The following is a 25,851-nucleotide window of genomic DNA, read 5'->3' on the forward strand; positions in this document are numbered from 1 at the left end:
TTACTTTAATGGCTCTGTGAGTAATCCAACTTGGCTGAGACCCGCTTCTTGTAGGCTGTTCATGAGCGACATGACTTCGCCATAAGAGCGTGACTGTTCACCTTCCACAACAACGGTTAAAGTTTTATTTTCAGCCTGAGCTTGTTGCTGTGCTTCACTTAAAATAGAGGTCAATTCAGATAAAGCCAAAGGTTCAGCTGAACTATGTGTTTTATATTTAAGGAAATAGCGGCCTTCTTTATCTAAGCTGACCATTGCAGGTGCATCTTTTGATTCAATGGGGTTGCCATTGGCCTGAGGAAGATCGACATTGATGCCGCTGGTAATCATGGGAGCAGTCACCATAAAAATCACTAATAATACGAGCATGACGTCAATATATGGGACGACGTTCATCTCACTTTTTAGTGGTTTCTTAATGCGCTCGAAGCGTCCTGAACGTTGAATTGCCATTAGTCATGTTCCTTAGTTTCACCCAAAGACTGACGTTGTAATAACGCAACCATTTCTTCTGCAAATAAAGCACGGTTGGAGTAAACCGTTTCGCCTTTTCCGGTGTAATGGTTAAATGCCAATACTGCAGGAATCGCTGCAAATAAACCAATCGCTGTAGCGATGAGGGCTTCAGCAATACCAGGTGCAACAGTTGCAAGGGTGACTTGATCTACGTCTGCTAAACCGATGAATGCATTCATGATGCCCCAAACAGTACCAAATAAGCCAACATACGGGGCAACAGAACCAATGCTGGCCAAAGCACCTAAGCCTTGTTCAAGTTGGCTTTGGTCACGACTTAGTCCTACACGTAAAATACGTTCTGTACCTTCAATGGTTTGTGCTGGTGCAGCATTGCGTTTTTTTAGTTTTAAAAACTCTCCCAAACCTTGATAGAAAATGTCTTCAAGGCCGACACGTTTGGAGTTAAGTTGCGCATTGTTATATAGCGTATTCAGCTCAGCACCCGACCAAAAAATTTTTTGGAAATGCTCATCGTCTGCCTGTGCTTTTTTATAACTCATGTGTAACTTGGCAATCAGATACCAGCTAAACAGCGAGGCCAAAAGTAAAGCCAGCATTATCAGTTGTACGACAGGGCTTGCTTGTAAAATTAGATCTGAAACTTGAAGAGATGATTCGAGTTGAGTTGCCATAGTTACTACATGTGCCAATAATTTTTTTAGTCTTGTCCTAATTCCTTCAGAATCAGGTTACGAATTTCATCTGGCAGGCGACGTGGTTTCATTTCTGAACTGATACATGCCAATTCGACTTCGCCAGATGCAAGCATGATTTCACCACGATAAATATTTTGTTGCAACACAAATGACGTAGCCTTACACGAAACAACACTTGCTGTAACAGTAATTAAATCATCCATTAAAATTGGACGTGAATATTTCACATTTATTTTGTGTACAACGAAGTTATAGTCTTTTTGATGCCAGTAATGATCTACACCAGAAGCTCGTAACCACTCTGTACGGGTACGCTCCATAAAGCGAATATGATTGGCGTGGTAAACAATGCCGCCTGCATCAGTATCTTCAATATAGACACGAATGTTGAATTCAAATTTATTCGCCATGAGAGTATTCCGTTTTTCCAGTTGTACGAGTCGATTTAGATTGACTTGGCGCTTTTATATTTAAGCACAGGATCTTAAATTGATGCACGTCAAAGCACTAATGCGTCGCAGTTTAGCATTATGAGATTTCACTCCAATGGCACAAGATGTCAAATATTGTGATTCATGGCTGTTGCGGGAGTTAAGCGCTGTATGGCTATAGAAATATAAGGATGAGGGAATGAATGGTTGTTTTAAGCTGCTGCTTTTTTTGGCTGTGGCATTTGCGTTGTGGACATATTGGCTTAAACCTGAGCAAGGAAGCAGAAGTTTAGAGTTATATTCAACGACTGAAAATGTACAGCAAGTTGAAGGCTACAGCATTAGCCCCTTAGAACCATATGCAGGAAAGTTTCGTGTGTTGTCGCGTGAAAACTATAGGATGGGCCGTGAAGCAGATCTAAGTCCTGTGGATTTTGCTTTGGGTTGGAATGAGATGGCGAAGCCAGAGGTCTATAAGCAACTATCTATTGCACAAAGTAATCGTTGGTATTATTGGCGTTATGAGAACAATCCACCCATTCCTCTAAATGAAATTGCTTCGAGTAGTGCCAATACGCATTTGATCCCAGCCAATAAAGTTGTTGCAAAAAAGCTTGCAGATATTGATGTGGATGACATGGTTTATTTAAAAGGGCAACTGGTTGAAGTCAAATCGGCTGATGGTTGGACATGGCGCAGTTCACTGAGTCGGACAGACACATGAAATGGGGCGTGTGAGTTAATGTTGGTGGAGGAGGTGAGAGAAATTTCTTCTTTATAAGCATTAGCTAGTTTTCTAGTCTCTTTAAAGTTCAGTATGATAAAGTCACTTGATAAGTTAAAAATAAGTGTAGTGTATGGCAGAGCAAGATTCTAATAGCATTGGAATTCAACTGTCCTTGGACAGTGCCTCAACAACCGAGTGTGCAAACGATAGTATTACAGCAGCCTGCTAAAACACATATGGAATTAAATGCTTCTACAGACAAAACGGCTATTTCGTCTTTTGCACTTTCTGTTGTGATTGCATTAGCTTTAGGTGGCTTAGCTACTTGGTTGGCATATTGGTATGGACGAAAAAGTTTTGATTTAACGAAGCAGTCTTTTGATGTCGTATTGGAATAAATAATTTCGAGTAGGCAAGAAGCGGAACGTCTTCATAAAATAACAATGGAACAAATTTATGCAAATATTGAGTCTAATAAAGAAACATCAAAAAACCAATTGGAAATAATGTTTAAAGATTTGCATCTAAAAAGGACTTTAAATATTTTTGAAAGTTTACAAAATGAATTTTCAACATTCTTTAGCTTATTAGATGACGAAATTTTAAAAATATTTAATTTCAGAGATCGCTTTAATCAAAAGTTTAGAGGTGGTTTGCATATACGAGATGCAATAGCTCAATTTGAAAAGTATTCTGAAATTTACAATCAGTATATGGAACTGAAAAATAAAAGATTTACTCTTAGAAATACAATGGAAAGAATTAATATCATGTTAGATCAAGATGATCCAAACCAAGTAGATATTTCTAATAGATTGGTAAACATTTTCGAAGGGTATGATAAAATTTCAAATGCTGTGTTTGACGGTCAAAGACCTGAGCAAAATTTTATAGAATTTATAGAAATTTTCGAACAAGACACAAAAACATTAAAAATTGCTGTGAATAAATTGATGTCGTCGGAAATGCAAAAATTAAGCAGTAGCGCTCTTTAATTGATTTAATATAAAGTACTACTAGTCCGTAGAAAATAAGGGAGAGTAACTCTCCCTCTAAAATTATTTATTTGTCTTTCTGTTCCGGCGGTGTCATACCAAACTGCAAATACGCCATATTGGTGGCAATACGACCACGGGCTGTCCGCATGACATAACCTTGTTGAATTAAATACGGTTCAATCACATCTTCTAATGTGCCCGAGTCTTCAGCCATCGCTGCTGCCAAAGCTTCTACACCACCAGGTCCGCCATCAAAACGTTCAAGTAAAATACTCAAATAACGACGGTCTAAAGTGTCTAAACCATCTTTATCGACATTCAGCATATCGAGGGCACGCTGAGCCATGTCTTGTGTCACTTCACCAGTACCTTTGACTTGTGCATAGTCACGGACTCGACGTAGTAAGCGGTTTGCAATACGTGGTGTACCACGTGAACGACGTGCAATTTCTGCTGAACCTTCACGTGTAATAGGTACATCCATCAAATTGGCAGAACGAGTCACAATATGCGTTAAGTCGGTGACTGAATAGAATTCAAGGCGTTGCACAATACCAAAACGGTCACGTAAAGGAGAGGTGAGGAGTCCAGCACGTGTGGTTGCGGCAACTAAAGTAAAAGGGGGTAAGTCGAGCTTAATTGAACGAGCCGCAGGACCTTCGCCAATCATAATGTCGAGTTGATAGTCTTCCATGGCTGGGTAAAGAATTTCTTCAATCACGGGGGAAAGACGGTGAATTTCATCGATGAATAGCACATCACCTTCTTCAAGGTTGGTCAGCATGGCTGCCAAATCCCCAGCCCGTTCTAGTACGGGGCCTGAAGTCGACTTGAGGTTTCCACCCATTTCACGCGCAATAATATTGGCAAGTGTAGTTTTACCCAGTCCTGGTGGACCAAAAATTAAGGTGTGATCGAGGGATTCACCACGACCACGTGCTGCGCCAATAAAGATTTCCATTTGTTCACGAACCACGGGCTGACCGATGTAGTCATCGAGTGAGGTCGGGCGGATAGCACGGTCGGTATGATCTTCGGGTTTTTCGGAACCACCGATGAGACGGTCTTGCATATAGTTAAATCAATCTCTGGCTGAAGTTTCGAGGCACAGCCTCAAATTATGATTTGTGTTTAGGTATCATTGTGTAGGCATTGCCTTACTTTTGAAAGATCAAAAGTAACAAAAATCTTATGTTGGATTGAGGATATGTCCTTATATCCCAATCTAACATGGCGACATCCATGTCGCCTTCGTGTATCCAATTTAGGTGTATTGGTGTGTCTATTTGAATTATTTATTCATGGATTTGAGAGCAGCACGGATGATGTCACTTGCTTCAGTAAAATCACCTTTTGCAGCATTGACCAATTTCTGTGCTTCTAAAGGTTTGTATCCTAAAGATTGTAAGGCCGCTTCAGCTTCTGCCACGGCAGAGTTGCCTGTGAACTGGATTTGTTCAACGGTTGAGTTGCTTGGTACTGTGCCTGAAGACATCGCTTTAAAGCGATCGCGTAGTTCGATCATGAGGCGTTCAGCAGTTTTTTTACCCACGCCCGGTACTTTAACCAGTGTATTGATATCTTCATGTTCGACAGTATGAATCAACATGTCGACACTGAGCGTGGAAAGAATACCTAAAGCCATTTTAGGGCCGACACCGTTGACCTTTAACAGGGTACGAAAAATGATTTTTTCTTGTTGATGTAAAAAGCCATAAAGCAGTTGAGCATCTTCACGCACGGCAAGGTGCGTCCATAAGGTGATTTTCTGGCCTTTTTGTAGCTGGCAGAAGGTTGTCAATGGTGTATCAATTTCATAACCGACACCATTTACATTTAAAAGTACGGTGGGTGCTTCTAGTGCGAAGACTTCACCAATAAGACATCCGATCATGTTGTGTGATTCACTTTTTTATCAATGGTTGCATAGTAGTGAGCATTGCGCAGAAAGGCAAAAGGCTCACGGAAAATTGAGTTCGGATTGATGGCTTTATCATCAAACTGGATGTTGATGACTTATTTAAATCAATCCTACCTTATTGCCTTGTAACTCTTGAGACAAGTTATACGCTTGGTGGTCTGAAAACTTAGAAATAATATCTAAGACTTGCATGATATTTTCATAATGGTTGCTACCAAAGTGCGCACCAGAACGATATAAAATAGCCATTAAGCGTTGTTCTTTAAAACTTAATGTTTTATGCGGTGTAGTGAGCGGAATAAAGGCATCTAAGATATTTTGCAAACTTTGATGAGCAATAATTTCCAAACCAGCTTTTTGTGGGTGTTCAAATATTTTATCGCGGGCTAAATTCTTCGCACGATTAATGCCTAACTCAATATCAGCAGCACAGTATTGCAATAAACTGCCAGCCAGTTGTCCACTTAAAATTTCAAAATGATGCTTGGCAAAAGCGGATGTGACTTCTTCAACCAGACGTTTCATCACCCGTCCGCGTAACGCTGCAATTTTTTGCTGCCACGTCGTATCTGGCATAGAGAGTTCTACTGGCGCACTATATTCACCAAGCAAGCTTAAAAAAATCGGTTCAACTTCTTCATAAGACAGCATGTTTAAAATGATGCCATCTTCAAGGTCAATTAGCGCGTAGCAAATATCATCTGCGGCTTCAAGTAAATAAGTCAGTGGATGACGACAATAGTGATATTCACCCAGTTGAATCAGTCCGAGTTGCTCTGCAATTTGTTGCAGGATTTCTTTTTCTGCTTGATAGCAGCCAAATTTGGCACGTTTACTGGCAGGGGTATTGCCTTGTGATTCGATGGTTTTAGACAACCATGGATATTTTAAGTAAGCCCCAAGTGTTGCATAAGTCAGACGCATGCCACCATCATTAGGGTGATAGTCAATTTTAGTCAGTAAGCGTAGACCTTGGGCATTACCTTCAAACTGACGCACATCGGCTTGTTCTTCTGCGGAAAGTTTCTCCAAAAAGTTGCCGTGTGATGCATCGTCAAACCATTCACGAATGGCATATTCCCCTGCATGGCCAAACGGTGGGTTCCCAATATCATGTGCTAAACAAGCCGCTTGAATAATAGCTCCAACATCGGCAGGGGAAATCCACATTGGTAGTTCATCTTTGATCTTTTCCGCTGCCAGCATGCCAAGAGAGCGGCCAATACAGGAGACTTCGAGCGAATGCGTTAAACGAGTATGAATGCCATCGTGTTGAGTCAGTGGATGGACTTGGGTTTTTCGGTTCAGTTGGCGAAAACTTTGGGAAAAAATAATTCGATCATAATCTTTGTGAAATGGGCTACGTGCCAATTCGGTATTTTGTTTTTTACTTCCAATACGAACTGTTGAGAGCAGTTCCAACCAACGCATTTGCATCATTTATCGTTATTCAGTGAGTTATTGGCTTCATCATGCCAAAAAAGTGTGACGAGCTCTAGAGGGCTGCGACATAAGTTGTCTTTTAATTTATGACTTTTGGTTTTCCCTATACTTTTCACCATTATTCTGAAAAAAAATGGATGTTGAAATCATATAAATTCATTTCAATCATCTGCCATTTATTTCGTGCTGAAAGGGGGGAAACAATCATGATTATTCTAAATTCACTCTGTTTTAATCAAGTATGACTAATTAGACCTAACCATATTGATTTTTTAAATAAACTAACTACGGACGGTATGCCAAAACTCCTATGTAAGTGTAATACGATTATTTTTTTAGGGGAAATACCTTGCCTACACGAGTAATCTTATATTTCAGATCAAAACTATGATCAATATTCAGCACAAATTGATGCGGAAGAATTATATAAAGATTTGAAATCAGTTATTTTATATCTTGAGTGTAAACGACTATTGATTTTCCACAATGGATGGGATCCAGAACCTATTTATTATGAGCCTGAGAAAAATATGAATAAAAGCTTATTATTAGCTATCAGTATCTTGTTATCCGCTTGCAGCCAACCTAATCAAAATAAACAGATGACTGCATCTGAAAAAGTTGAATCAAAAGTTTCTCAAGTTAAACCAAACTTATCGGTTGAAAATAAAGTGATCCAAGATTTACCTATCGCTACTTTTGCCTTTCAACAAGAGGGCGATCAGTTCATTGCTAAAAATTGTATTTGGACAGATGCCCCACGCGCAGAGGGGAAAAATTATTGGGCGATTTTGCTCAGTAATGAAATAAATGGTAAATCTAAATTTACCAAAGAAGAGCTTCAATCCGAAAAAGTTAAAATTGGAAAACCAATTAAAAACTGTAATAGTGGCTCAGAGGATGAAAATCAAAAATATTCCTATGAAATTGATAGAGAAGGTGATTTAGTTAATTTTGTATCATTGAAAAATGATCGAATAGTACAAAATTCTGATCACACCTTTAGCATTGACCTGAATAAAAACGGTACACCTGAGCAAATCTATGTTTGTTATAACATGGAAAGTTTAGATGCATTTTTTATCGAACCAGCTTTTGATCATCCTTATTTAAAGCGAGTTAATGTGCAACTTTCTTATGCAATAGATGGTGAAATTGATGAAGAGCTTCAATGTGGGAATATGTTTTATAAAAAGAACGGCATCATTGCTAAAGAAGATCCGAAAACAGGCGAGTACATATATTCAGTCAAGTAAATCAATTGTTACTAATCATGTTTAGCAGCGAAAGTCAAAGAAATTCGGACATTTAAAACCACGATTTCAGCATATTTTAAATCTGATATGACTAGCTCAAAACTTGCATTCACAGTAGAATATGCGCTCTCTTCAAGTCACATTGAGGTAGGTTGTCTAGACCTGCCCGTGGAGCCAAAAACAGCATGTTTATCGTTGCCGGTGCACCTGCACACTCTTCTTTTAAGCAAACACAACTTTTAACACGTCTATCGTCTATCAGTTCTGTTCAATCAATAGAAAGCCAATGGGTTTACCTTTTCGACCAAGCGCTCGACGAGCAACAACAGCAATCTGCTTTGCAGCTATTAAATGATGGTGCAACCTTCCAAGTTCGCGAAGCGACAAGTGATGAAGTTCAAGTCCTTGTTACGCCACGTGTAGGCACAATCTCGCCGTGGTCATCAAAGGCAACGGATATTTTTGCTAACTGTAATACCCCGATACACCGCTTAGAACGCGGTGTTTTGTTTACTTTAAAGGGTATTTCTGAAGTATCGGATGCAGTAAAACAAGTTTTACATGACCGTATGACTGAAAGTGTGTTCAATCAAATTGAAGACGCTGCTGCATTGTTCTCTGAAACGGCTGCAAAGCCTTTAAATGCAATCGACATTTTAGGTCAGGGTAAAGATGCTTTAGTAAAAGCGAACTCTGAGTTTGGTTTTGCACTCTCTGATGAAGAAATTGATTATTTAGTTGCTGCTTTTAACAAGCTCGGTCGTAATCCGCACGATATTGAATTGATGATGTTTGCTCAGGCAAACTCAGAGCACTGTCGTCATAAAATTTTTGGTTCTGAATGGACAATTGATGGTGAAAAACAGCCATTGTCATTGTTCCAAATGATTAAAAATACTTATAAAGAATCACCAACAGATGTATTGTCGGCATATAAAGACAATGCTTCGGTGATCGTTGGTTTTGATACTCAGCGTTTCTATCCAAAGAAAGATGAAGCGACAGGTCATCACGTTTATAAATACAAGAGTCAAGCGGCTCACATCTTGATGAAAGTGGAAACGCATAACCACCCAACAGCAATTGCACCATTTGCGGGTGCTGCGACTGGTTCGGGCGGTGAAATCCGTGATGAAGGTGCAACAGGTCGTGGCGGCAAGCCAAAAGCAGGTTTAACTGGCTTTACAGTGTCTAACTTGAACATTCCGGGTTTTGAACAGCCTTGGGAAGAAAACTACGGCAAGCCATCTCGTATGGCATCTCCGCTTCAAATCATGATTGAAGGACCTTTGGGCGGCGCTGCGTTCAACAATGAGTTTGGCCGTCCTGCGTTAAATGGTTACTTCCGTACTTTTGAACAAAACGTGAATGGCGATGTGAAAGGCTTCCATAAGCCAATTATGATTGCGGGTGGTTACGGTAACATCCGTCCAGATCACGTAGAAAAAGATGCGATTCAACCGGGTGATTTACTGATTGTTCTTGGTGGACCTGCAATGCTGATTGGTTTAGGCGGCGGGGCGGCATCTTCTGTAGACAGCGGTAAACTGGGTGAAAACCTAGATTTCGCTTCTGTACAGCGTGAAAACCCTGAAATGGAACGCCGCTGCCAAGAAGTGATTGATGCATGCTGGCGTATGGAAGACTTCAACCCAATCGTGTCTGTGCATGACGTGGGTGCAGGTGGTATTTCAAACGCAATGCCTGAGTTGGTGAATGACCACGAACTGGGTGCGATTCTTGATTTACGTAAGATTCCATCACTTGAGCCGGGCATGTCTCCAATGGAAATCTGGTCAAACGAAGCGCAAGAGCGCTATGTATTGGCGATTCGTCCAAGTTCTTTAGAATTATTTGAATCATTATGTGCACGCGAACGTTGTCCGTTTGCCGTTTTAGGTGAAGCAACTGAAGCGCGTCAATTGACAGTGAACGATCCATTGTTTGATAACAAAGCCGTGGATATGCCAATGCAAGTCATGCTGGGCGGCACACCTCGTATGAGCCGTTCGTATGAAACGATTGAACGTAAAGGCGACGACTTTGATGCATCTAAAGTCACAGATTTGAAAGATGCGATTTACCGTGTACTTAAAAACCCAACGGTTGCATCGAAATCATTCTTGATCACAATTGGCGACCGTTCAATTACAGGTATGGTTGCACGTGATCAGTTTGTAGGCCGTTGGCAGGTTCCTGTTGCAGATGCAGCAGTAACTACAACAAGCTTACAAGGCTATACAGGTGAAGCAATGGCGATGGGTGAACGTCCACCCGTTGCATTGTTAAATCCTGCGGCATCTGCGCGTTTATCGGTTGGAGAGTCGATCTCGAATATTATGTCTGCAAAAATCGACCAGATCAGTGACATTAAATTGTCTGCAAACTGGATGGCGGCGGCAGGGCAAAAAGGTGAAGACCAAGCTTTATTCGAAGGTGTAAAAGCCATCGGTATGGAAATGTGTCCAGCTTTGGGTATTGCAATTCCAGTGGGCAAAGACTCATTGTCAATGCGTACCACTTGGAATGATGAAGGCGAAGACAAATCGGTGACTTCACCGATGTCAGGTGTAATCACAGCCTTTGCTCCTGTAACTGATGTACGTAAAACCTTAACGCCTGAATTGAAAAATGAAGAATCAGTACTTGTGCGTATTGATCTTTCTAAAGGTCAGTTCCGTTTAGGCGGTTCGATCTTAGCTCAGGTTTATAAAGCAATTGGTTCAGTAACGCCTGATGTAGATAGTTTTGATGACTTCAAAACTTTCTTTGCATTGGTTCAAGACTGGAATAACCGTGGCTTAATTAAGGCTTACCACGACATTGGTGATGGTGGTTTGCTTGCAACTGTTGCGGAAATGATGTTTGCAGCACGTCTCGGTGTGGCTTTAGAAGATCAATCAACTGAAAGTTTATTTGCAGAAGAAATTGGTGCAGTGCTTCAAATCAGCACGTCTGATTGGGCAACACTTGCAGAAGAAGTTGCGGCATCTACATTACGCGATGCAATTACGGTCATCGGTACGGTAAACAACACCGATCAGTTGACTGTAAATGGCTTAGTGCTTGAACGTGCAGACTTGCAAGTGGCGTGGACTGAAGTATCACATCAAATCCAAAGTCTACGTGACAACGTAGAAACAGCGGATCAAGAATTTGCATTGATCACGGATAAATCACATGCTGGTATTATTGCAAAACCAACTTTTGATTTGAATGAGCCAATCGAAGCGCCTTACATCAACGAACGCCGTCCAAACATGGTGATCTTACGTGAACAAGGCGTAAACGGCCATGTTGAAATGGCTGCGGCATTCGACAAAGTAGGTTTCAACACTGTAGACGTTCACATGAGCGACTTGCTTGCAGGTCGTATCAGCCTAGATGACTTTGAAGGTCTTGTGGCATGTGGTGGTTTTTCTTACGGTGACGTAATGGGCGCTGGTGGTGGCTGGGCAAAATCAGTTTTATTCAACCCGAAACTTCGTGACCAATTTGAAAAATTCTTCAACCGTGACGAAACGTTCTCTCTTGGTATTTGCAACGGCTGTCAAATGTTGTCGCAATTGGCACCACTGATTCCGGGTGCTGAAGCTTGGCCACGTTTTCACCGCAACACTTCTGAGATGTTTGAGGCACGTGTGGTCAATGTTCGTGTTGAAAAATCGAACTCTGTATTGTTAGAAGGTATGGAAGGTTCAATCCTGCCGATCGCAGTTGCACATGGTGAAGGTCGTGTGGTGACAAGCGCGGATAACTTGGCTGCATTAAATACAGGTAATCAAGTAATCTTGCGTTATGTCGATAGCCAAGGTAACCCAACTCAACACTATCCAATGAACCCGAATGGTTCACCAGAAGCGATTTCAGGTGTCACATCGAAAGATGGTCGCGCAACGATTATGATGCCGCACCCTGAACGTAACTTCCGTGCGGTACAGCATTCTTGGAAGCCTGAAGATTGGACAGAAGACGGTGCATGGTTACGTATGTTCCGCAATGCACGTAAGTTCATTGGTTAATCTGAAGTCAGTGTTTTGAAAGCCACCTTCGGGTGGCTTTTTTATTAAATCGTCTTTTTTTTAATTTTTTATTTCTCGCGTTGATGTTGGTTTAGATTTTGCTTCTATATTTATGTAAAAGTGATATTGTGTAATAAATGCACAAATATCATGCAAAATAAAAGAAAGATGGATTATTAAACAATTTCAGTATCAACACTCATGTATGAGGTGATGACATGATTAAAACAGTTACATACGAAACAGTCGATAAGTCTGCATTGCGTAAAAAAGGATGGAAGTTGTTTGCTGTGATTTTGAGCTTGCAATTGATCTTTTTGATTTTGGGTTATGCGTTGCAGATGTGATTTTTGAGAATGAAGAAACCGCTGTGAGGCGGTTTTTTTAATTATAAGAATTTTATTTTTACTTTTGATTGGGCAAAAGTAACAAAACCCTTTTGTTAGACTGATGGGACGTCCTGTCCCACAGTCTAACGTGCGACATCCATGTCGCGGGTCATGTGTTTGGATTAGTCTTTGAAAATGTTTTCGTAGAAATATATAAAATCATCATGAACTTCATAATCATCATGAGATGAATTTTGAGCTTCTGCGAACCATGAGCCATCAGATAATTTTTTAACAAATCCAAAGCTGATGAGATCCATATTTGGTAATGGCATGCTAATTATTTTTTCAGAAGAATTTACGCTGAACTCGGTATATAAATTTTCAATTAATGTGATTAAGTAATTATTGAGCTTAGTAATAATATACATATATTTATCAAATTCTTGCTTTGAGATTTCGAGTCCTTTAAAAAGAAATGTCGCTCGCCCTATCATTCTTGCTTGTTTTTCTAGGTAAGTTTGAGCAAGTATTCCTAAAATTTCAATGCCTAATTCTAAATTGTCTTTGTCTTTAAAAAACTTTTCGATAAATCCAACATTTATATTTTCTGCTTCTTGAATAAAAACTAATAATTGTTTTTGTTCTTTCAAAGTTCGAAATTTAGTATAGCTTTCAATTGAACCTGTAATTAAAGATGCAAAAGGGATAGATTTAATTGTGTCTTCTAGCAGAGTAGTGGCTGTTTTAAAGATAATTTCATCTGCTAGGTTCTCAGCTGTTGTTAAAGCAAGTTCACGGGCAATATTTTTATTAGACATAGGTACAGTCGATCAATATGATTGATTCGATATTAATAAAATATACATTAAAGCGCTATGCTCAAACTTATCTACTATGTTCCTGAATCTCACCTCGAACTCACCAAACTTGCGATTTTTGAAGTAGGGGCAGGTGGTATAGGAAACTATGAACACTGTGCTTGGCAAGTTTTAGGCACAGGCCAGTTTAAACCTGTAAAAGGAGCAAATCCGTTTATAGGTCAGTTGGATGCTTTGGAGAAAATTCCAGAGTGGCGGGTGGAAACGATTGTTCCAGAGGGAAAAGCTTCTGCTGTGGCAAAGGCTTTAAAATTAAGTCATCCCTATGAAGAACCCGCTTTTGAGTTTATTCAGATGGTCGATGTACTTTAATGATGAACCTAAAAATATATTTGATACACGTTAACGGCATTCGCAACTGTTTGAGGCAGGACTTAATTTATCAGATAAAGTTTCTGCGACTAAATTGATAAACGACGGAATACAACGAGTTTTGCGAATGACAATGGTTTTGTCTACTTTTCCCGAAAGAAAAGTAGGTCGAACCGAAGGTTAATCCTGAAATTAAAACTTTAATGAAAGGATTCCATTGAGAAAGCTAATATTAAATCTTCTGAATAAATAACTCACGATCAAAACGATACTGCGGGAAAAACACCCCGTCGGTCGCACGCTCACCTGCACCAATCACCATCACAGGGTATTGTTGATCATTCAGATTTAACAGTTTACGCACCAAAGGCTCATCAAAACCTTCCATCATACAACTATCGAAACCATAGGCACGTAAAGCTAGCACTAGGTTCTCACAAGCTAAAGCTGTAGTTTTACTTGCCCAAAGCTTAGCATCGGCTTGATTAAATGCAGTAACAGGAAGTTGTTTATCAAGTGTACGGGCGACTTTAAATGCAACTTTTTTGAAGTTACCCAATGCATTGAAATAACCTGTTTTATAGTTGTATGGAATAAAGCGGTAATACTTTTGAATCGCTGGTGGTGCTTCGGGAAATGGAAACTCGGTGATATTTAGTTTCGCCATCTCATCAACACGATCTGTTCTAGCGACACATACGATTAATTCGGATGCGGTTTTAGCAGCAAGTTGTCCTAAACACGCTTTAACCAGCTGCTTTTTCTTACTCGGATTTTGCACCACATAGAATGTCCAAGGCTGTAAGTTTGATGAATTGGGTGCAAGCAACGCTAAATCTAAGCATTCATCTAAAATTTCACTTGGAATTGGTTTATCCGTGAACTTACGTACTGAACGACGGCTTTGGATGACTTTCTTAAAATTTTCAACATCGATGTCTTGTGGGGCAGGCTCAAAGTAACGCTTTTTTTCTGTAGTGTTTGACATAAGAAGTTTTCCGAATAGGTTCTTAAATATTTTGGGACGGAAAATAAAAAAACAACTGTGTAATATGAAACCCAGTTGTTTTTAGTGATTCAACGATGAACGATTAGTTGAATTGGGTGAAATCAGGTTTACGCTTTTGCATAAATGCTGATACGGCTTCCATCATTTCTGGAGAGCCGACACGATCCATGAAAATTTCAGCTTCGTGATCAATCCAAGCCACAATTTCATTTACATTGTGCTTCATCAAAGCTTTAGACTGTACTAAAGAGGCTAAAGGTAAAGCAGACAATTGTGCCGCTTTTTTAGCTGCTACTGCATAGACATCATCTTCAATGCTGTTGACAAGGTTTGCAGCAACTGCGGTTGCACTATCAAACTTCTGAGCGGTTAGCAGTAATTCAGCAGCTTTGTGATAACCTGCTTGTTCTACCAATAATTTGCTTGAAGCACCTTCTGGAGATAAACCAAGGCTGACAAATGGAATCTGGAATAGGGCAGTGTTGTCGCTATAAACTAAGTCACAATGTAACAGGATCGTTACCCCAATACCAATCGCCACACCACGTACAGCCGCAATCAACGGTTTAGAAAATTTTGCTGCAGATTTAAGTAAAATGAATGGAGGGCCTTCAGACGCAGGTGCTTGACCTTTTTGCGCTGCAGATTTCATAAAATCTTGCATGTCATTGCCTGCGGTAAAGTCTGCGTCTTCACCACGTAGAATGACAGCACGAACACTACTGTCTAGATCTGCTTCATCTAAAGCTTTTGCGATCCATAAATAAAGTTCGCCATACAACGCATTCTTTGCTTCAGGACGGTGAATGGCTAATGTTAGTAGGCCATTGTCTAATTTTGCATTCAAATGTTGATGAGGTTGTTGAATACAGCTCAGTGTCATCGTACTATCCTTGCTAGAAAGTTTGGTTTAATTTTATGGGCTCATTATGTCGCATAATTTTATGATCGACACAACTGACCAGTTCATAAAAAAGTAAAAGATTTATGCCATATACATTTGATTATCTCGTATTCATTGGTCGCTTCCAGCCATTTCACTTGGCGCATATGCAAACCATTAAGATTGCTTTAGAGCAAAGTGAAAATGTCATTTTGGCTTTAGGCTCTGCGCAAAATGAACGAAATACGAAAAATCCCTTTTTAGCATCTGAACGTGAAGAAATGATTTTATCGAGCTTCTCAGAGGCGCATCAAAAACGAATTCACTTTGTACATGTAATTGATGTTTATAATGATGTTAAATGGGTGCAATTGGTAAAAAAATTAGTGAATCATGTAGTCACACCTGAGGCGAAGGTTGGACTGATTGGCCATTTTAAAGATGATTCCTCCTATTATTTACAGCTTTTTCCTGAGTGGCAAATGGTTGAGCTCGATAGCCTACAAGACGCGATGTCTGCAACACCTGTTCGTGAGGCTTATTATCGAGGCGATATTTTAGAGAAGGCGTTTCCATTGGGAACCAGTGAGTTTTTACATAAATTCCAACAAAGTGAAATATATAAACAGTTACAACACAAATTTTTAACTCAGGACCCATCCAATTTAGACTAAGGTTCTCAGTCGAATAAAAATATTTCGACGAGGATCGAGTTCAATGGATAGAAAACAACAGACCAAACAGATTGCAAGTCATACGGTCATTAAAAATGCTTTGTTGATTGCAGGTGTTACATTTGCATTCACCACTCAAGTGCAAGCCCAGTCATGGACATTGACACCTCAGAGTAATGTAGGTTTTGAAATTAAATCCTTGGGTGTAACTGTTGTAAGAGCTAAGTTTAATCGGGTGCAATCCAGTATGCAGTTTGATGCCAAGGCACCACAGCAGGCTTCAACGAATTTTGTAATGGATGTAAATAGCCTAAGCTTGAGCAAGCCTTCACTGAAAAATATGATTTTGGGTGAAGATTTGTTTTATGCATCCAAATACAAAACCGCTAATTTTAAAAGCACCAGTTTTAAAGACTTGGGTGGTGGTCAATATAATATTGTTGGAAACTTAACACTTCGCGGCATTACCAAGCCAGTTAGTTTTAGCACCACACTAAAACCGAGTGCCAATAATGCCAATCTATTGGATGTCCAGTCCTCTGCCGTGATTAACCGAAGTGACTTTGGCATGAAAAAAGCCATTGGAGGTGTAGGCGAAAAAGTGAATATTCAACTGTCAGGGCAGTGGAAAGTGCAATAGAGGCTCCATATCTTAAAGATCTATATTTAGGGCTTTATTAATTCATCGCTGCGTGGGCCTGTTCAATCAAGAGATCTGTTAGCAGATTTAACTGCAGCGACTGCTGTTTCCAATGATGCCAATACAAAGGCAAATCGATATTGAGTTGAGGATCTACCTCAACCAATGAGCCATCCTGCAAACGCAGTTTCGCTTGGTAATAGGGCAACCAACCATAGCCGAGTCCCATCGTAACCGCATCAAAAAATGCACTGGAAGATGGAATAAAGTGATGTGGATATTGAGTTGGATTGAGTCCAAACTTTTGTTGGATATACGCGGTGTGGAGTTGATCTTTTGCGTTAAAGATCAGTGCAGGAGCTGCACGTAGAGACTCGCGGTTGACACCTTGTTTAAACCATTGCTGTGCAAAAGTAGGCGTGGCAACAAAACGATAGTTCATATCGCCAATGTAGTCGGCTACACAGCCTTTCATGGCTTGTGATTCATCTGTCACGCAGGCATTCACTAAACCGGCTTCAAGTAAGTGATGGGTTTGTGATTGGTCATCGACCTGAAAATGTACCACGATCTTTTTTTCAATTAATGTTGATTGTAGCAAGGGCAACAGCCATGTCGCTAAGGAGTCGGCATTGGTTGCAATGTTGATTTGATAAAAAGCAGAGGTGTTCATATGACCCGTGAGGTTCTGAATGAAACTTTGCTCTAACAGTCGGCTATGTTGCAAATAATGTAACAGCGATTGACCTGCTTGTGTCGGGCGGCAAGGTCTTTCCCGAACAATCAGTAAATGTCCCAAACTTTTTTCTAGGCTTTGTACGCGTAAAGTGACGGCTGAAGCAGTAATGTATAGCTGTTCAGCAGCAAGGTCAAAACTTCCTGTTTCTGCCACAGCTAAAAATGCGTCGCACTGTTTATGATTCAGCATATCGGAACCCACTTTAAACTAAAAATATTTTAGTTATATTGATATTTTCTCAATAATACTTAATTTAACTAAAAATGAAAGATAATCCTGACACCATCAATTCAGTTGAAAAGTCAAAATGTTAAGTACATATATACAAGGGCTTGCAGTTGGGATGAGCCTCATTATTGCTATTGGAGCTCAAAATGCGTTCGTGCTAAAACAGGGGCTCAAAAAGCAGTTCGTTTTTTGGGTATGTTTTATCTGTGCACTGTCGGATTCGATTCTAATTGTGTTGGGCGTTTCAGGTTTTTCAAAAGTGCTTCAGCACTATCCTGAAATTATTCAGTTTTCCAAATGGGCAGGGGCGCTTTTCCTGTTTTGTTATGGATTCCAACACGCACTGCGGGCATTCAAATCACAGCAGGGCTTGGAGGCAAGTCCCATTGAAAAGCATCATCTAATAAATATTGTTTTGCTGTGTTTGGCGCTGACTTGGCTTAATCCGCATGTGTATTTAGATACGGTTATTTTACTGGGTTCTATTTCTACACAGTTTGAGCAACCTGCGCACTTTGCTCTAGGGGCAGTGTGTGCATCTTGGTTGTTTTTCTTTGCTTTGGGCTATGGTGCTCGCGTATTGATTCCAATTTTTGCCAATCCGAAAGCGTGGAATGTACTGGATGGGATCATTGCGCTGGTGATGTGGGGAATCGCCATTTCACTGCTTATGAAATAAAAAGCGTGTGCAATAAAAACTATAAATTAAAAAATCACAAAAAACAAAGCCCGCATTTGCGGGCTGATGTACATTAAGCCTGTAATGCTTTTAAGTCTTCTAAAACTTGTTCAGCATGTCCCGCAGCTTTTACCTTACGATACTCTTTAACCAGTTTACCGTTATGGAAAATAAAAGTTGAGCGCTCAATACCCATCACTTTTTTACCATACATATTTTTTTCTTTAATCACATCAAAGTGTTTACACAGTGCTTCTTCTTTGTCGCTAATTAAATTAATGGTTAAGGCCTGCTTTTCCGTAAAATTCTGGTGCGCTTTAACCGAGTCACGTGAAACACCAATGATCGTGGTTTGTCGGGCATCAAACTGATCTTTTAAACATGAAAAACCAACGGCTTGAGTTGTGCAACCAGGCGTTGAATCTTTCGGGTAAAAGTACACAATCAGCCATTCATTCGGCACTTCAGTTAAGTTCACTTCACCTGTTGTGGCTGGAAAGTTCTGATTTGGAAGTTGGATGGTATCAGTCATGTTCTATCCTTAATTGTCACGCTGTTCTAATGTAAGTGGTAAAAAGGCATAATTTTCGTGATACAGAATATCACCTTTAATGACCGAAAGTGGATGTTTGAAAATCGGGCCATCAGTCACCGTAGTGTGGAATTCACCTGCTTCACCACAAGGGTCAATACCTCTTGCAACCAGTTCATCGACATATTCAAGGCTAAGCACCTGACCTAAGTCTTCAACTGTCATGCCTAAGTTTAAGTTGACAGTAACGATGAGGCTTTGAAATCCAAGTCGAATAAACTCATGCACAATGTCTAAACGCGGACGTTGCCACAGTGGCATACATAAACTGAGCTCACTTTTATCACACACAGATTGATTCCATTCGGCATGTGCAATTAAATCAATATCACCTGTGACTAAGGTTTCTGCTCCAAGAGCTTGAGCTTTTTGCAACAGTTGAATGAACTGACTTTCATAGTCTTGCCACGTTGCAGAGGCACTGTAGATGGGAAGCCCAATTGCTTTGGCCTGTGCATGAATAATATCGAGAGACATTCCATGTGAGCGTGATTTCAGACCTTGCTCTTCTAACATGACAATTAATGCAACAGGTTCACCCGTTTGCATCGCTTGGTAGAAAGCAAGGCTGCTGTCTTTTCCACCACTATATGACGCAACAAATTTGCGATTTTGGGTGTGTGTATTCCATTGGGTGAGCATATTTTCAGGTTCTATCTATTTTGAACATATAAAAAAGCCTGCATAGAGCAGGCTTCATTCACATTCAGTAAATTATTTTTTCGGAGCAGCTTTCATTGCTTCTTCAGTTAAAGATTTTAATTTACCTGTTAACTGTGGACCGAAACATGTTTGTAAGTCGTTATTTTGCTTTTGTACAAAAGCTAAAGTAGACGGACTTTTCTTTTGGTTGATTGCACTTTGGATTTCCCATTTTTGTGCATTGGTCAACTTACCATCAGCTTCAACTGCACAAGTACAGTATTTGCTTACTTCTGCTGCGCTAAGTTTTTTGCTTTTTGCAGTTTCTTCTTTACAAACATTAATTAATGCCGATTTTACATTGCTGCTTTTATACGCTTCTTGTAATTTGTTCGATTCAGCAGCATTTGAAGCTGTAGCGAACAATGCAGCTGCAGACACCAATGTAGAAAGCAAAATGTTTGATTTTAAATTTTTCATAAACTGTACCTTGTCGTTACGGTATATAACGCGTTGGGTCTGTTACGCCAGCATCTGCAAAACCTTCTTTACGAAGACGGCAGCTGTCGCATTTCCCACAAGCACGTCCTTGGTCATCTGCTTGGTAGCAAGACACCGTTTGACTATAGTCTACGCCATGTTCTATACCTAAGCGAATAATATTTGCTTTGGATAAATGTAACAGAGGTGTTTCAAATTTAAGAGGTTTTCCTTCAACGCCAACCTTGGTTGCAAGGCGAGCCATGTTGGCAAATGCCTCAATAAATTCAGGTCGACAGTCAGGATACCCTGAATAATCAACAGCATTAATACCAATCACAATTGCTTCGGCATCTAAAACTTCTGCTGCTGCTAGGGCATAAGATAAGAAAATCGTGTTACGTGCTGGAACATAAGTTACAGGAATACCGTCTTGTTCATGATCTGGAACATCAATGCTATGGTCTGTTAACGCAGAACCGCCCAAATTACCTAAGTCGATATTAATGACACGATGTTCTACACCTGCTTTTTTTGTCAGTTCGCGTGCGGCATCGAGCTCAGTGGTTGAGCGTTGACCATACATAAAGCTGAGCGCTGTACAGTCATACTGTGCTTGCGCCCATGCTAAACAAGTTGTTGAGTCTAAACCACCAGATAACAAAACTATGGCACGAGGGCGCATACAACTTTCTCCAAATATAAATTAAAGATGAATAGGCAATGTATTAGCGACCAGTTTCGTCATTCCAAAGCAACTTGTGGAGTTGGAGTTGGAAGCAAACAGGGAGATGGTCTTCTAATATCCATTGCGCTAAGTCACGTGCAAGTTGAGGTAAACGAGCAGCACCTTTCTCAACCGCAAAAGCAGGAGAGAACCATACTGTGCTGACTTTTTCATTAAGTTTATAGTCTTCAACTTGCTGTTTTGACCATTCATAATCTTCACGGTTACAAATTACAAATTTGATTTGGTCGTGCTGGGTTAAATGGTCGAGATTCGAAAGCAAATTTCGTGCAACTTCACCTGAAGTTGGGGTTTTCAAATCTAATACTTTTGAAACACGTGGGTCAACCTTAGACACATCTAAAGCGCCACTGGTTTCTAAAGAGACTGCACAGCCGAGGTCAGCAAGACGTTGCATTAGAGGTAATGCATTGGGCTGTGCAAGCGGTTCACCACCTGTCACGCAGACATATGGGGTTTTAAAGTCAAGTGTGGTTTGAATAATCTGATCTAAAGATTTGCGTTCGCCACCTTCAAAGGAGTAGGTCGTATCGCAGTAGGTACAACGCAGTGGACAACCGGTTAAACGAATAAAAACTGTTGGCAGTCCAGAGGTGTTGGCTTCTCCTTGCAAAGAATAGAAGATCTCCGTGATACGTAGACCCGCAGAGGGATCAGAAACAGGGATAGCAGAAGATCGAAGCGTATTCATAGCAAAATTAAACCACAGGTTAGAAAAACAAAAATCTCTACGGTTAGTCTTAACCGTAGAGATGAGGAACTTTAGTTCCGCACGACAACTAAAAATTATTCGTCGCGTAGTAAATCGTTCAAGCTCGTTTTAGAACGTGTTTGTGCATCTACTTTTTTCACGATGATTGCAGCATACAGGCTGTAAGTACCACATTTAGAAGGTAAGCTACCTGCAACTACAACAGAACCTGCTGGTACACGGCCATAGTGAATTTCGCCAGTTGCACGGTCAAAAATCTTAGTCGATTGACCGATGAACACGCCCATAGAAATTACAGAACCTTCTTCTACGATCACGCCTTCTACGATTTCAGAACGTGCGCCGATGAAGCAGTTGTCTTCAATAATCGTTGGGTTGGCTTGAAGTGGCTCAAGAACACCACCAATACCTACACCCCCCGATAAGTGAACGTTTTTACCAATTTGAGCACATGAACCAACAGTTGCCCATGTGTCAACCATGGTGCCTTCGTCAACATATGCACCAATGTTCACATAAGAAGGCATTAACACCACATTTTTCGCTTGGAAAGAACCTTTACGGGCAACCGCAGGAGGAACAACACGTACGCCGGCCGCTTTAAACTGTTCTTCAGTCCAACCTGTAAATTTGGTATCTACTTTGTCGTAGAATTGAAGGTCACATGACTCAATTGGTCTGTTGTCATTTAGTTTGAATGATAAAAGTACAGCTTTTTTCACCCATTGATGAACAACCCACTCACCGTCAATTTTTTCAGCAACACGTAATGTCCCGTTATCTAAACCAGCAATGACTTCCTCAACTGCTGCACGAATTTCAGCAGGACAGTCCGCTACTGTAAAATTCGCACGGTCTTCAAACGCTTGTTCAATAATTGTTGAAAGCTGAGACATGATCTTCCTTCCAGAAAAAAAATTTTCCTGATTTTACACTATATTGTGCAGAGGATAGATGAAAAAACAGCATAGGATCGGAAATAATAATGAATGATTGGATATAAGACTTTTAGGGCTGGTTTAAATGGAGGATTAAGTAAAGAATTGTGATTTAAAACAACAAGAAAGTATAAAATGTATCAAAAAATAACAAAAACAACCTAAATTTAGAATAAAAAACAATCAAGAGGTGTTTTATGATGGGCTCATCAAAAAATCGTAGTAAATGATGTAAAAAATCTTTAATTGGAGGAGAAAAAAACATGAAATCATTACGTTTAGTTGCAATCGCAGCAGCAATGTCAGCAGTTGCAGGTACATCTTTTGCTGATGATGCAGTCGTAAAAGATGGTTATGCTTTTGACCAAAATAAACTCATTCCTACTGGTGTTCGTGCTGAAGTCGGTACAACAGGTTATGGTGGTGCTTTGTTGTGGACAGCTAACCCATATGTAGGTTTAGCGTTAGGTTACAACGGTGGTGACATTTCATGGTCTGATGATTTGTCTATCGATGGCACCAAATACGATATGGATATGGACAACAGCCTTGCTTATTTAAATGCTGAGATTCGTCCATGGGGTACAAGTACAAATCGATGGGTTCAAGGTTTATACGTTGCAGCTGGTGTAGGTTACATTGATAACGACTATGCCTTGAGCAAACGTTTGAATAATTCAAATGACACAATCAAAATTGATGGTAAGAACTTCAATGCTCCATCAGGTAGTGGTTCTGTCGATGGTTCTTTAGCATATAAAAATGATATTGCTCCATATGTAGGTTTTGGTTTAGCACCTAAGATTAATCAAAACTGGGGTGTATTTGGTGAAGTGGGTGCATACTACACAGGTAACCCTTCTGTAAATTTAACAGCGACAGGATTACAAGAAGTCGGTGGTTCAACTTCAGGTCAAACTGCTGCTGATAATGAAGCGCGTAAAATTGCGAATGATGACAAATACGAATGGATGCCAGTTGCCAAACTAGGTGTAAGTTACCACTGGTAATATCCATTGGCTTTAGCTAAACCTCAAGAAACGAGCCTCGGCTCGTTTTTTGTGTCTTAAAAGCGGTGTGCCAATTTCAAATGATAAACCCAAGCATCACGTTGTTCGAGTGAAGAAAAACTTGAGATTTGCGTGATTAACGACTGTGGTTGTGTCTTTTCTGGTTTGGTAAAGTACAAATAATGCAGACCCGCAATCATAAACGTTTTAGGGTTAAAGTGATAAACCGCGCCCGTACCCACACCAACATAGCCGTCTACAGGGTTTAAGCTTGAGGCAAGATTACCCGCACCAGAATCCCACGATCCTTCCACCGCAGTGATCCATTTGGATGACCATTGATGGGCAACTCCCAAACGGGTCGACCATTGATTCTTTTGGTAATCAATCAGGTTGAACTGATTACCTAGTCCTTCAGATTGCAGAATTGCAGCAAATTGAGTGGGCTGAATTTTAAAATCTTGCCAATTGACCCATCGCAATGATCCATACAGAAAATTTTGCGCAGGTAAACCTGTGTGAAAATCTAAATTCACCGATTCTGGGGTCTGAATTTCCGTTGCTTGTTGTGGTGCAATCTCTAAAGGAAATCCCCAAAAACTTTCGCTTGCATTGGTCCTGTGTTTGATTTTAGCGCGATAGGTAATTGATGTATTAAATGCATATTCAGGAATTTGGTAGCTTACACCTGCTAACCAACCCCACGCATGGTCTTTGGGAAAATGCGCGTGATAATCAAAAAAGGTATAGTCAACTTGTGTACCAATTTTCAGATCACCTGAAAATGACTGGTAACTCAGACCTGTAAAGAGGTTCCAATGTTGTGTGGGTTGATAGCCAATGAGCGCTGTAATATTTCTTGAGTCAAACTTAATATCTGCGTTTTCTATAGGTAAGGGTTCACCTGAAAGAATAGGACTATAGTGATAATCCACATCAACAAAATACGGTTGATCAAATAACAACGCCACAGAAATTTGTGGATGTGGTTGTAATTTTAATGCAGCTTGGATGAATTGTTGATGATTGACTAAATTGCCTGTTGAAAAATCTTGAACGCCTAATTCTGCAACATTTTGTTGATGCTGGACCTGACCTGAAATATTGGTATCCACGTGTAGCAAAGCGACTTCCGCATAATTACCTTTTTCAAAGAAAGCTTGAATGGATTGATTGCTGCTTTCTAAAGCCGCAGCAGAGGCATAACTTAACGGCAGGACATACAGCAATCCGACAAAAATGTGAAATTTCATGTTTCGTCCTTGGTCTAAATTATAGAATCGTTTTTAAAATCAAATTAAGTTTTTTATTGTTGATTATATTTTATTCACTTTTCTTATGAATTAAAATCATTATTTTGATTATTTCTAGGTGTATAGAATAAGTAAGAGTTTTGCTAAAGATCAAAAAAGAGAGCCTAGGCTCTCTTATGTATTGCTGTTTTTATTCTTCGGGATAGGCTATACGTTTTAAAGCTTTAATATCGGCATTTGGTGCACATAAAGAAATAAACTCATAGCCATAGCCACGTAGTAAATGTCCTTTGCGAACCGCAATCCATGTGGTGTTAAACCCAAAAATATCAGTTGGAATTTGTTTTAAACGATAGTCACGTTCAACGTCATAAGCCACATTATTGACAATACCAACCCCCATATTCAGTTCAACATAGGTTTTAATCACATCGGCATCTAAAGCAGACATTACGATGTCGACATCCACACCGGCATCTTCAAAAGCTTTGTCAATTTTTGAACGGCCTGTGAAACCGCCGTGATAGGTAATCAGTGGATATTCAGCTAAGTCTGCAATACTAATATTTTGTTTGCTCGCCAGTGGGTGATTTTGAGGGGTAATAATACTGTGCTGCCAATTATAGAACGGCACGCTAGCCAGATTGTCCTCAGTGGTCAGTGACTCAGTTGCAATACCAATATCAGCTTCACCTTGCAGAAGCATTTCGGTAATTTCAACAGGGCTGGCTTGTTGCAAAATAAGATGAACTTTTGGAAACTCTTTTTTGAATTGATTGACAATCGGCGGCAGTACATAACGCGCTTGCGTATGTGTAGTCGCAATCGTCAAAGTGCCTTCATCGACACGGTTAAAATCATCTGCAAGACGTTTAATATTGTCTGCATCGACCAACATGCGTTCAACAATACCCAATAGTGCTTGGCCAGGTTCAGTTAAACCTAGTAAGCGTTTCCCTTTACGAATAAAAAGCTGTACGCCTAATTCATCTTCTAGGTCTTTGATGTGCTTACTGACGCCCGATTGAGAGGTATATAGTGCAGCAGAGGCTTCGGTGAGGTTGAAGTTTTGTCTCACCGTTTCTCGAATAATTCTGAGTTGTTGAAAGTTCATAGTTTTGGATCTCTT

The 25,851-nt window shown here is 40.2% G+C and carries 29 protein-coding genes; 11 read left to right on the forward strand and 18 right to left on the reverse strand.

Going from position 1 to position 25,851, the window contains the following annotated elements:
- From tolR to ybgC, 3 genes are read right to left on the reverse strand one after another with little or no spacing between them, the layout of a single operon-like run.
- Positions 1–453: a protein TolR gene (gene tolR / locus ACG9ZB_RS05410; protein ID WP_004693872.1), complete on the reverse strand. Its 453-nt coding sequence runs from the start codon at positions 451–453 to the stop codon at positions 1–3.
- Positions 453–1,151 carry a protein TolQ gene (gene tolQ, locus ACG9ZB_RS05415; protein ID WP_419324648.1) on the reverse strand — a complete coding sequence of 233 codons (699 nt, stop codon included), beginning with the start codon at positions 1,149–1,151 and terminating at the stop codon, positions 453–455. The genes tolR and tolQ overlap by 1 nt, the downstream gene beginning before the upstream one ends.
- A gap of 26 nt (positions 1,152–1,177) precedes the next feature.
- On the reverse strand, positions 1,178–1,585 hold the full coding sequence (gene ybgC / locus ACG9ZB_RS05420) for a tol-pal system-associated acyl-CoA thioesterase (RefSeq protein ID WP_183173807.1): 408 nt from the start codon (positions 1,583–1,585) through the stop codon (positions 1,178–1,180).
- A gap of 220 nt (positions 1,586–1,805) precedes the next feature.
- Here ybgC and ACG9ZB_RS05425 point away from each other — a divergent pair, with 220 nt between their 5' ends.
- The 3 genes from ACG9ZB_RS05425 (at position 1,806) to ACG9ZB_RS05435 (ending at position 3,328) form a co-directional block, all read left to right on the forward strand.
- Positions 1,806–2,330: a hypothetical protein gene (locus tag ACG9ZB_RS05425; RefSeq protein WP_419324650.1), complete on the forward strand. Its 525-nt coding sequence runs from the start codon at positions 1,806–1,808 to the stop codon at positions 2,328–2,330.
- Positions 2,331–2,530: 200 nt separating this feature from the next.
- Entirely contained in the window at positions 2,531–2,731 is a 201-nt protein-coding gene (locus tag ACG9ZB_RS05430) for a hypothetical protein (protein WP_419324652.1), read from the forward strand.
- Between the two features lie 45 nt (positions 2,732–2,776).
- Positions 2,777–3,328, forward strand: coding sequence for a hypothetical protein (locus tag ACG9ZB_RS05435; RefSeq protein ID WP_419324654.1), 552 nt, complete (start codon positions 2,777–2,779; stop codon positions 3,326–3,328).
- Between the two features lie 67 nt (positions 3,329–3,395).
- On the opposite strand, the gene ruvB is transcribed toward ACG9ZB_RS05435, so the two are convergent.
- The 3 genes from ruvB to ACG9ZB_RS05450 all read right to left on the reverse strand — a co-directional run bounded on the left by ruvB (position 3,396) and on the right by ACG9ZB_RS05450 (position 6,692).
- On the reverse strand, positions 3,396–4,403 hold the full coding sequence (gene ruvB, locus ACG9ZB_RS05440; protein WP_419324656.1) for a Holliday junction branch migration DNA helicase RuvB: 1,008 nt from the start codon (positions 4,401–4,403) through the stop codon (positions 3,396–3,398).
- 219 nt (positions 4,404–4,622) lie between these two features.
- The gene (gene ruvA, locus ACG9ZB_RS05445; RefSeq protein ID WP_125280477.1) at positions 4,623–5,225 is read right to left on the reverse strand and encodes a Holliday junction branch migration protein RuvA; all 603 of its coding nucleotides are present in this window, start codon (positions 5,223–5,225) and stop codon (positions 4,623–4,625) included.
- A gap of 126 nt (positions 5,226–5,351) precedes the next feature.
- A complete protein-coding gene (locus ACG9ZB_RS05450; protein WP_419324658.1) occupies positions 5,352–6,692 on the reverse strand; it encodes a deoxyguanosinetriphosphate triphosphohydrolase in 1,341 nt (446 codons plus the stop codon).
- A 437-nt stretch (positions 6,693–7,129) separates the two neighbouring features.
- Between ACG9ZB_RS05450 and ACG9ZB_RS05455 the strand changes: the two genes are divergently transcribed.
- The 3 genes from ACG9ZB_RS05455 to ACG9ZB_RS05465 all read left to right on the forward strand — a co-directional run bounded on the left by ACG9ZB_RS05455 (position 7,130) and on the right by ACG9ZB_RS05465 (position 12,320).
- Entirely contained in the window at positions 7,130–7,951 is an 822-nt protein-coding gene (locus ACG9ZB_RS05455; protein ID WP_419324660.1) for a hypothetical protein, read from the forward strand.
- A 185-nt stretch (positions 7,952–8,136) separates the two neighbouring features.
- Positions 8,137–11,973: a phosphoribosylformylglycinamidine synthase gene (purL, locus tag ACG9ZB_RS05460; protein WP_419324662.1), complete on the forward strand. Its 3,837-nt coding sequence runs from the start codon at positions 8,137–8,139 to the stop codon at positions 11,971–11,973.
- 218 nt (positions 11,974–12,191) lie between these two features.
- Positions 12,192–12,320, forward strand: a complete 129-nt coding sequence (locus ACG9ZB_RS05465; protein WP_279677974.1) for a KGW motif small protein — start codon at positions 12,192–12,194, stop codon at positions 12,318–12,320.
- A 164-nt stretch (positions 12,321–12,484) separates the two neighbouring features.
- Here ACG9ZB_RS05465 and ACG9ZB_RS05470 read toward each other — a convergent pair whose 3' ends face one another.
- A complete protein-coding gene (locus ACG9ZB_RS05470; protein ID WP_419324664.1) occupies positions 12,485–13,123 on the reverse strand; it encodes a hypothetical protein in 639 nt (212 codons plus the stop codon).
- A 57-nt stretch (positions 13,124–13,180) separates the two neighbouring features.
- Between ACG9ZB_RS05470 and ACG9ZB_RS05475 the strand changes: the two genes are divergently transcribed.
- Complete coding sequence (locus tag ACG9ZB_RS05475) at positions 13,181–13,495, forward strand: NGG1p interacting factor NIF3 (protein WP_419324666.1); 315 nt, start codon at positions 13,181–13,183, stop codon at positions 13,493–13,495.
- Between the two features lie 232 nt (positions 13,496–13,727).
- Here ACG9ZB_RS05475 and ACG9ZB_RS05480 read toward each other — a convergent pair whose 3' ends face one another.
- Both ACG9ZB_RS05480 and ACG9ZB_RS05485 read right to left on the reverse strand, forming a co-directional pair.
- Entirely contained in the window at positions 13,728–14,483 is a 756-nt protein-coding gene (locus tag ACG9ZB_RS05480; protein WP_419324668.1) for a nitroreductase family protein, read from the reverse strand.
- A gap of 103 nt (positions 14,484–14,586) precedes the next feature.
- The gene (locus tag ACG9ZB_RS05485; RefSeq protein ID WP_419324670.1) at positions 14,587–15,387 is read right to left on the reverse strand and encodes an enoyl-CoA hydratase-related protein; all 801 of its coding nucleotides are present in this window, start codon (positions 15,385–15,387) and stop codon (positions 14,587–14,589) included.
- A gap of 104 nt (positions 15,388–15,491) precedes the next feature.
- On the opposite strand from ACG9ZB_RS05485, the gene ACG9ZB_RS05490 reads away from it, so the two are divergent.
- Positions 15,492–16,061, forward strand: a complete 570-nt coding sequence (locus ACG9ZB_RS05490) for a nicotinate-nicotinamide nucleotide adenylyltransferase (RefSeq protein WP_419324672.1) — start codon at positions 15,492–15,494, stop codon at positions 16,059–16,061.
- Positions 16,062–16,104: 43 nt separating this feature from the next.
- Entirely contained in the window at positions 16,105–16,701 is a 597-nt protein-coding gene (locus tag ACG9ZB_RS05495) for a YceI family protein (protein ID WP_419324674.1), read from the forward strand.
- 37 nt (positions 16,702–16,738) lie between these two features.
- Here ACG9ZB_RS05495 and ACG9ZB_RS05500 read toward each other — a convergent pair whose 3' ends face one another.
- A complete protein-coding gene (locus ACG9ZB_RS05500) occupies positions 16,739–17,629 on the reverse strand; it encodes a LysR family transcriptional regulator ArgP (protein WP_419324675.1) in 891 nt (296 codons plus the stop codon).
- Between the two features lie 118 nt (positions 17,630–17,747).
- On the opposite strand from ACG9ZB_RS05500, the gene ACG9ZB_RS05505 reads away from it, so the two are divergent.
- Positions 17,748–18,347: a LysE/ArgO family amino acid transporter gene (locus ACG9ZB_RS05505; protein WP_419324677.1), complete on the forward strand. Its 600-nt coding sequence runs from the start codon at positions 17,748–17,750 to the stop codon at positions 18,345–18,347.
- 73 nt (positions 18,348–18,420) lie between these two features.
- On the opposite strand, the gene ACG9ZB_RS05510 is transcribed toward ACG9ZB_RS05505, so the two are convergent.
- The 6 genes from ACG9ZB_RS05510 to dapD all read right to left on the reverse strand — a co-directional run bounded on the left by ACG9ZB_RS05510 (position 18,421) and on the right by dapD (position 22,417).
- Positions 18,421–18,879: a peroxiredoxin gene (locus ACG9ZB_RS05510; protein ID WP_419324679.1), complete on the reverse strand. Its 459-nt coding sequence runs from the start codon at positions 18,877–18,879 to the stop codon at positions 18,421–18,423.
- A 9-nt stretch (positions 18,880–18,888) separates the two neighbouring features.
- Positions 18,889–19,581: a diphthine--ammonia ligase gene (locus tag ACG9ZB_RS05515; protein WP_419324681.1), complete on the reverse strand. Its 693-nt coding sequence runs from the start codon at positions 19,579–19,581 to the stop codon at positions 18,889–18,891.
- A 72-nt stretch (positions 19,582–19,653) separates the two neighbouring features.
- Positions 19,654–20,061: a hypothetical protein gene (locus tag ACG9ZB_RS05520; RefSeq protein WP_004980581.1), complete on the reverse strand. Its 408-nt coding sequence runs from the start codon at positions 20,059–20,061 to the stop codon at positions 19,654–19,656.
- 16 nt (positions 20,062–20,077) lie between these two features.
- Complete coding sequence (gene queC / locus ACG9ZB_RS05525) at positions 20,078–20,746, reverse strand: 7-cyano-7-deazaguanine synthase QueC (RefSeq protein ID WP_419324683.1); 669 nt, start codon at positions 20,744–20,746, stop codon at positions 20,078–20,080.
- A gap of 43 nt (positions 20,747–20,789) precedes the next feature.
- Positions 20,790–21,500, reverse strand: a complete 711-nt coding sequence (gene queE, locus ACG9ZB_RS05530) for a 7-carboxy-7-deazaguanine synthase QueE (protein WP_419324685.1) — start codon at positions 21,498–21,500, stop codon at positions 20,790–20,792.
- 95 nt (positions 21,501–21,595) lie between these two features.
- The gene (gene dapD, locus ACG9ZB_RS05535; RefSeq protein WP_419324687.1) at positions 21,596–22,417 is read right to left on the reverse strand and encodes a 2,3,4,5-tetrahydropyridine-2,6-dicarboxylate N-succinyltransferase; all 822 of its coding nucleotides are present in this window, start codon (positions 22,415–22,417) and stop codon (positions 21,596–21,598) included.
- Between the two features lie 305 nt (positions 22,418–22,722).
- Between dapD and carO the strand changes: the two genes are divergently transcribed.
- Positions 22,723–23,469: an ornithine uptake porin CarO gene (gene carO, locus ACG9ZB_RS05540; protein WP_419324688.1), complete on the forward strand. Its 747-nt coding sequence runs from the start codon at positions 22,723–22,725 to the stop codon at positions 23,467–23,469.
- A 56-nt stretch (positions 23,470–23,525) separates the two neighbouring features.
- On the opposite strand, the gene ACG9ZB_RS05545 is transcribed toward carO, so the two are convergent.
- On the reverse strand, positions 23,526–24,722 hold the full coding sequence (locus ACG9ZB_RS05545) for an outer membrane protein transport protein (RefSeq protein WP_419324690.1): 1,197 nt from the start codon (positions 24,720–24,722) through the stop codon (positions 23,526–23,528).
- Between the two features lie 190 nt (positions 24,723–24,912).
- Positions 24,913–25,836: a CysB family HTH-type transcriptional regulator gene (locus tag ACG9ZB_RS05550; protein WP_419324695.1), complete on the reverse strand. Its 924-nt coding sequence runs from the start codon at positions 25,834–25,836 to the stop codon at positions 24,913–24,915.
- Between the last annotated feature and the right edge of the window lie 15 nt (positions 25,837–25,851).

Origin of the sequence: Acinetobacter johnsonii (assembly GCF_048551975.1) — a bacterium.
GTDB lineage: Bacteria > Pseudomonadota > Gammaproteobacteria > Pseudomonadales > Moraxellaceae > Acinetobacter > Acinetobacter johnsonii_A.

What these genes read in the sequence shown, in the direction of transcription:
- tolR (WP_004693872.1), bottom strand. Translation starts at nt 453, where the DNA reads ATGGCAATTCAACGTTCAGGACGCTTCGAGCGCATTAAGAAACCACTA.
- tolQ (WP_419324648.1), bottom strand. Translation starts at nt 1,151, where the DNA reads ATGGCAACTCAACTCGAATCATCTCTTCAAGTTTCAGATCTAATTTTA.
- ybgC (WP_183173807.1), bottom strand. Translation starts at nt 1,585, where the DNA reads ATGGCGAATAAATTTGAATTCAACATTCGTGTCTATATTGAAGATACT.
- ACG9ZB_RS05425 (WP_419324650.1), top strand. Translation starts at nt 1,806, where the DNA reads ATGAATGGTTGTTTTAAGCTGCTGCTTTTTTTGGCTGTGGCATTTGCG.
- ACG9ZB_RS05435 (WP_419324654.1), top strand. Translation starts at nt 2,777, where the DNA reads ATGGAACAAATTTATGCAAATATTGAGTCTAATAAAGAAACATCAAAA.
- ruvB (WP_419324656.1), bottom strand. Translation starts at nt 4,403, where the DNA reads ATGCAAGACCGTCTCATCGGTGGTTCCGAAAAACCCGAAGATCATACC.
- ruvA (WP_125280477.1), bottom strand. Translation starts at nt 5,225, where the DNA reads ATGATCGGATGTCTTATTGGTGAAGTCTTCGCACTAGAAGCACCCACC.
- ACG9ZB_RS05450 (WP_419324658.1), bottom strand. Translation starts at nt 6,692, where the DNA reads ATGATGCAAATGCGTTGGTTGGAACTGCTCTCAACAGTTCGTATTGGA.
- purL (WP_419324662.1), top strand. Translation starts at nt 8,137, where the DNA reads ATGTTTATCGTTGCCGGTGCACCTGCACACTCTTCTTTTAAGCAAACA.
- ACG9ZB_RS05465 (WP_279677974.1), top strand. Translation starts at nt 12,192, where the DNA reads ATGATTAAAACAGTTACATACGAAACAGTCGATAAGTCTGCATTGCGT.
- ACG9ZB_RS05470 (WP_419324664.1), bottom strand. Translation starts at nt 13,123, where the DNA reads ATGTCTAATAAAAATATTGCCCGTGAACTTGCTTTAACAACAGCTGAG.
- ACG9ZB_RS05475 (WP_419324666.1), top strand. Translation starts at nt 13,181, where the DNA reads ATGCTCAAACTTATCTACTATGTTCCTGAATCTCACCTCGAACTCACC.
- ACG9ZB_RS05480 (WP_419324668.1), bottom strand. Translation starts at nt 14,483, where the DNA reads ATGTCAAACACTACAGAAAAAAAGCGTTACTTTGAGCCTGCCCCACAA.
- ACG9ZB_RS05485 (WP_419324670.1), bottom strand. Translation starts at nt 15,387, where the DNA reads ATGACACTGAGCTGTATTCAACAACCTCATCAACATTTGAATGCAAAA.
- ACG9ZB_RS05490 (WP_419324672.1), top strand. Translation starts at nt 15,492, where the DNA reads ATGCCATATACATTTGATTATCTCGTATTCATTGGTCGCTTCCAGCCA.
- ACG9ZB_RS05495 (WP_419324674.1), top strand. Translation starts at nt 16,105, where the DNA reads ATGGATAGAAAACAACAGACCAAACAGATTGCAAGTCATACGGTCATT.
- ACG9ZB_RS05500 (WP_419324675.1), bottom strand. Translation starts at nt 17,629, where the DNA reads ATGCTGAATCATAAACAGTGCGACGCATTTTTAGCTGTGGCAGAAACA.
- ACG9ZB_RS05505 (WP_419324677.1), top strand. Translation starts at nt 17,748, where the DNA reads ATGTTAAGTACATATATACAAGGGCTTGCAGTTGGGATGAGCCTCATT.
- ACG9ZB_RS05510 (WP_419324679.1), bottom strand. Translation starts at nt 18,879, where the DNA reads ATGACTGATACCATCCAACTTCCAAATCAGAACTTTCCAGCCACAACA.
- ACG9ZB_RS05515 (WP_419324681.1), bottom strand. Translation starts at nt 19,581, where the DNA reads ATGCTCACCCAATGGAATACACACACCCAAAATCGCAAATTTGTTGCG.
- ACG9ZB_RS05520 (WP_004980581.1), bottom strand. Translation starts at nt 20,061, where the DNA reads ATGAAAAATTTAAAATCAAACATTTTGCTTTCTACATTGGTGTCTGCA.
- queC (WP_419324683.1), bottom strand. Translation starts at nt 20,746, where the DNA reads ATGCGCCCTCGTGCCATAGTTTTGTTATCTGGTGGTTTAGACTCAACA.
- queE (WP_419324685.1), bottom strand. Translation starts at nt 21,500, where the DNA reads ATGAATACGCTTCGATCTTCTGCTATCCCTGTTTCTGATCCCTCTGCG.
- dapD (WP_419324687.1), bottom strand. Translation starts at nt 22,417, where the DNA reads ATGTCTCAGCTTTCAACAATTATTGAACAAGCGTTTGAAGACCGTGCG.
- carO (WP_419324688.1), top strand. Translation starts at nt 22,723, where the DNA reads ATGAAATCATTACGTTTAGTTGCAATCGCAGCAGCAATGTCAGCAGTT.
- ACG9ZB_RS05545 (WP_419324690.1), bottom strand. Translation starts at nt 24,722, where the DNA reads ATGAAATTTCACATTTTTGTCGGATTGCTGTATGTCCTGCCGTTAAGT.
- ACG9ZB_RS05550 (WP_419324695.1), bottom strand. Translation starts at nt 25,836, where the DNA reads ATGAACTTTCAACAACTCAGAATTATTCGAGAAACGGTGAGACAAAAC.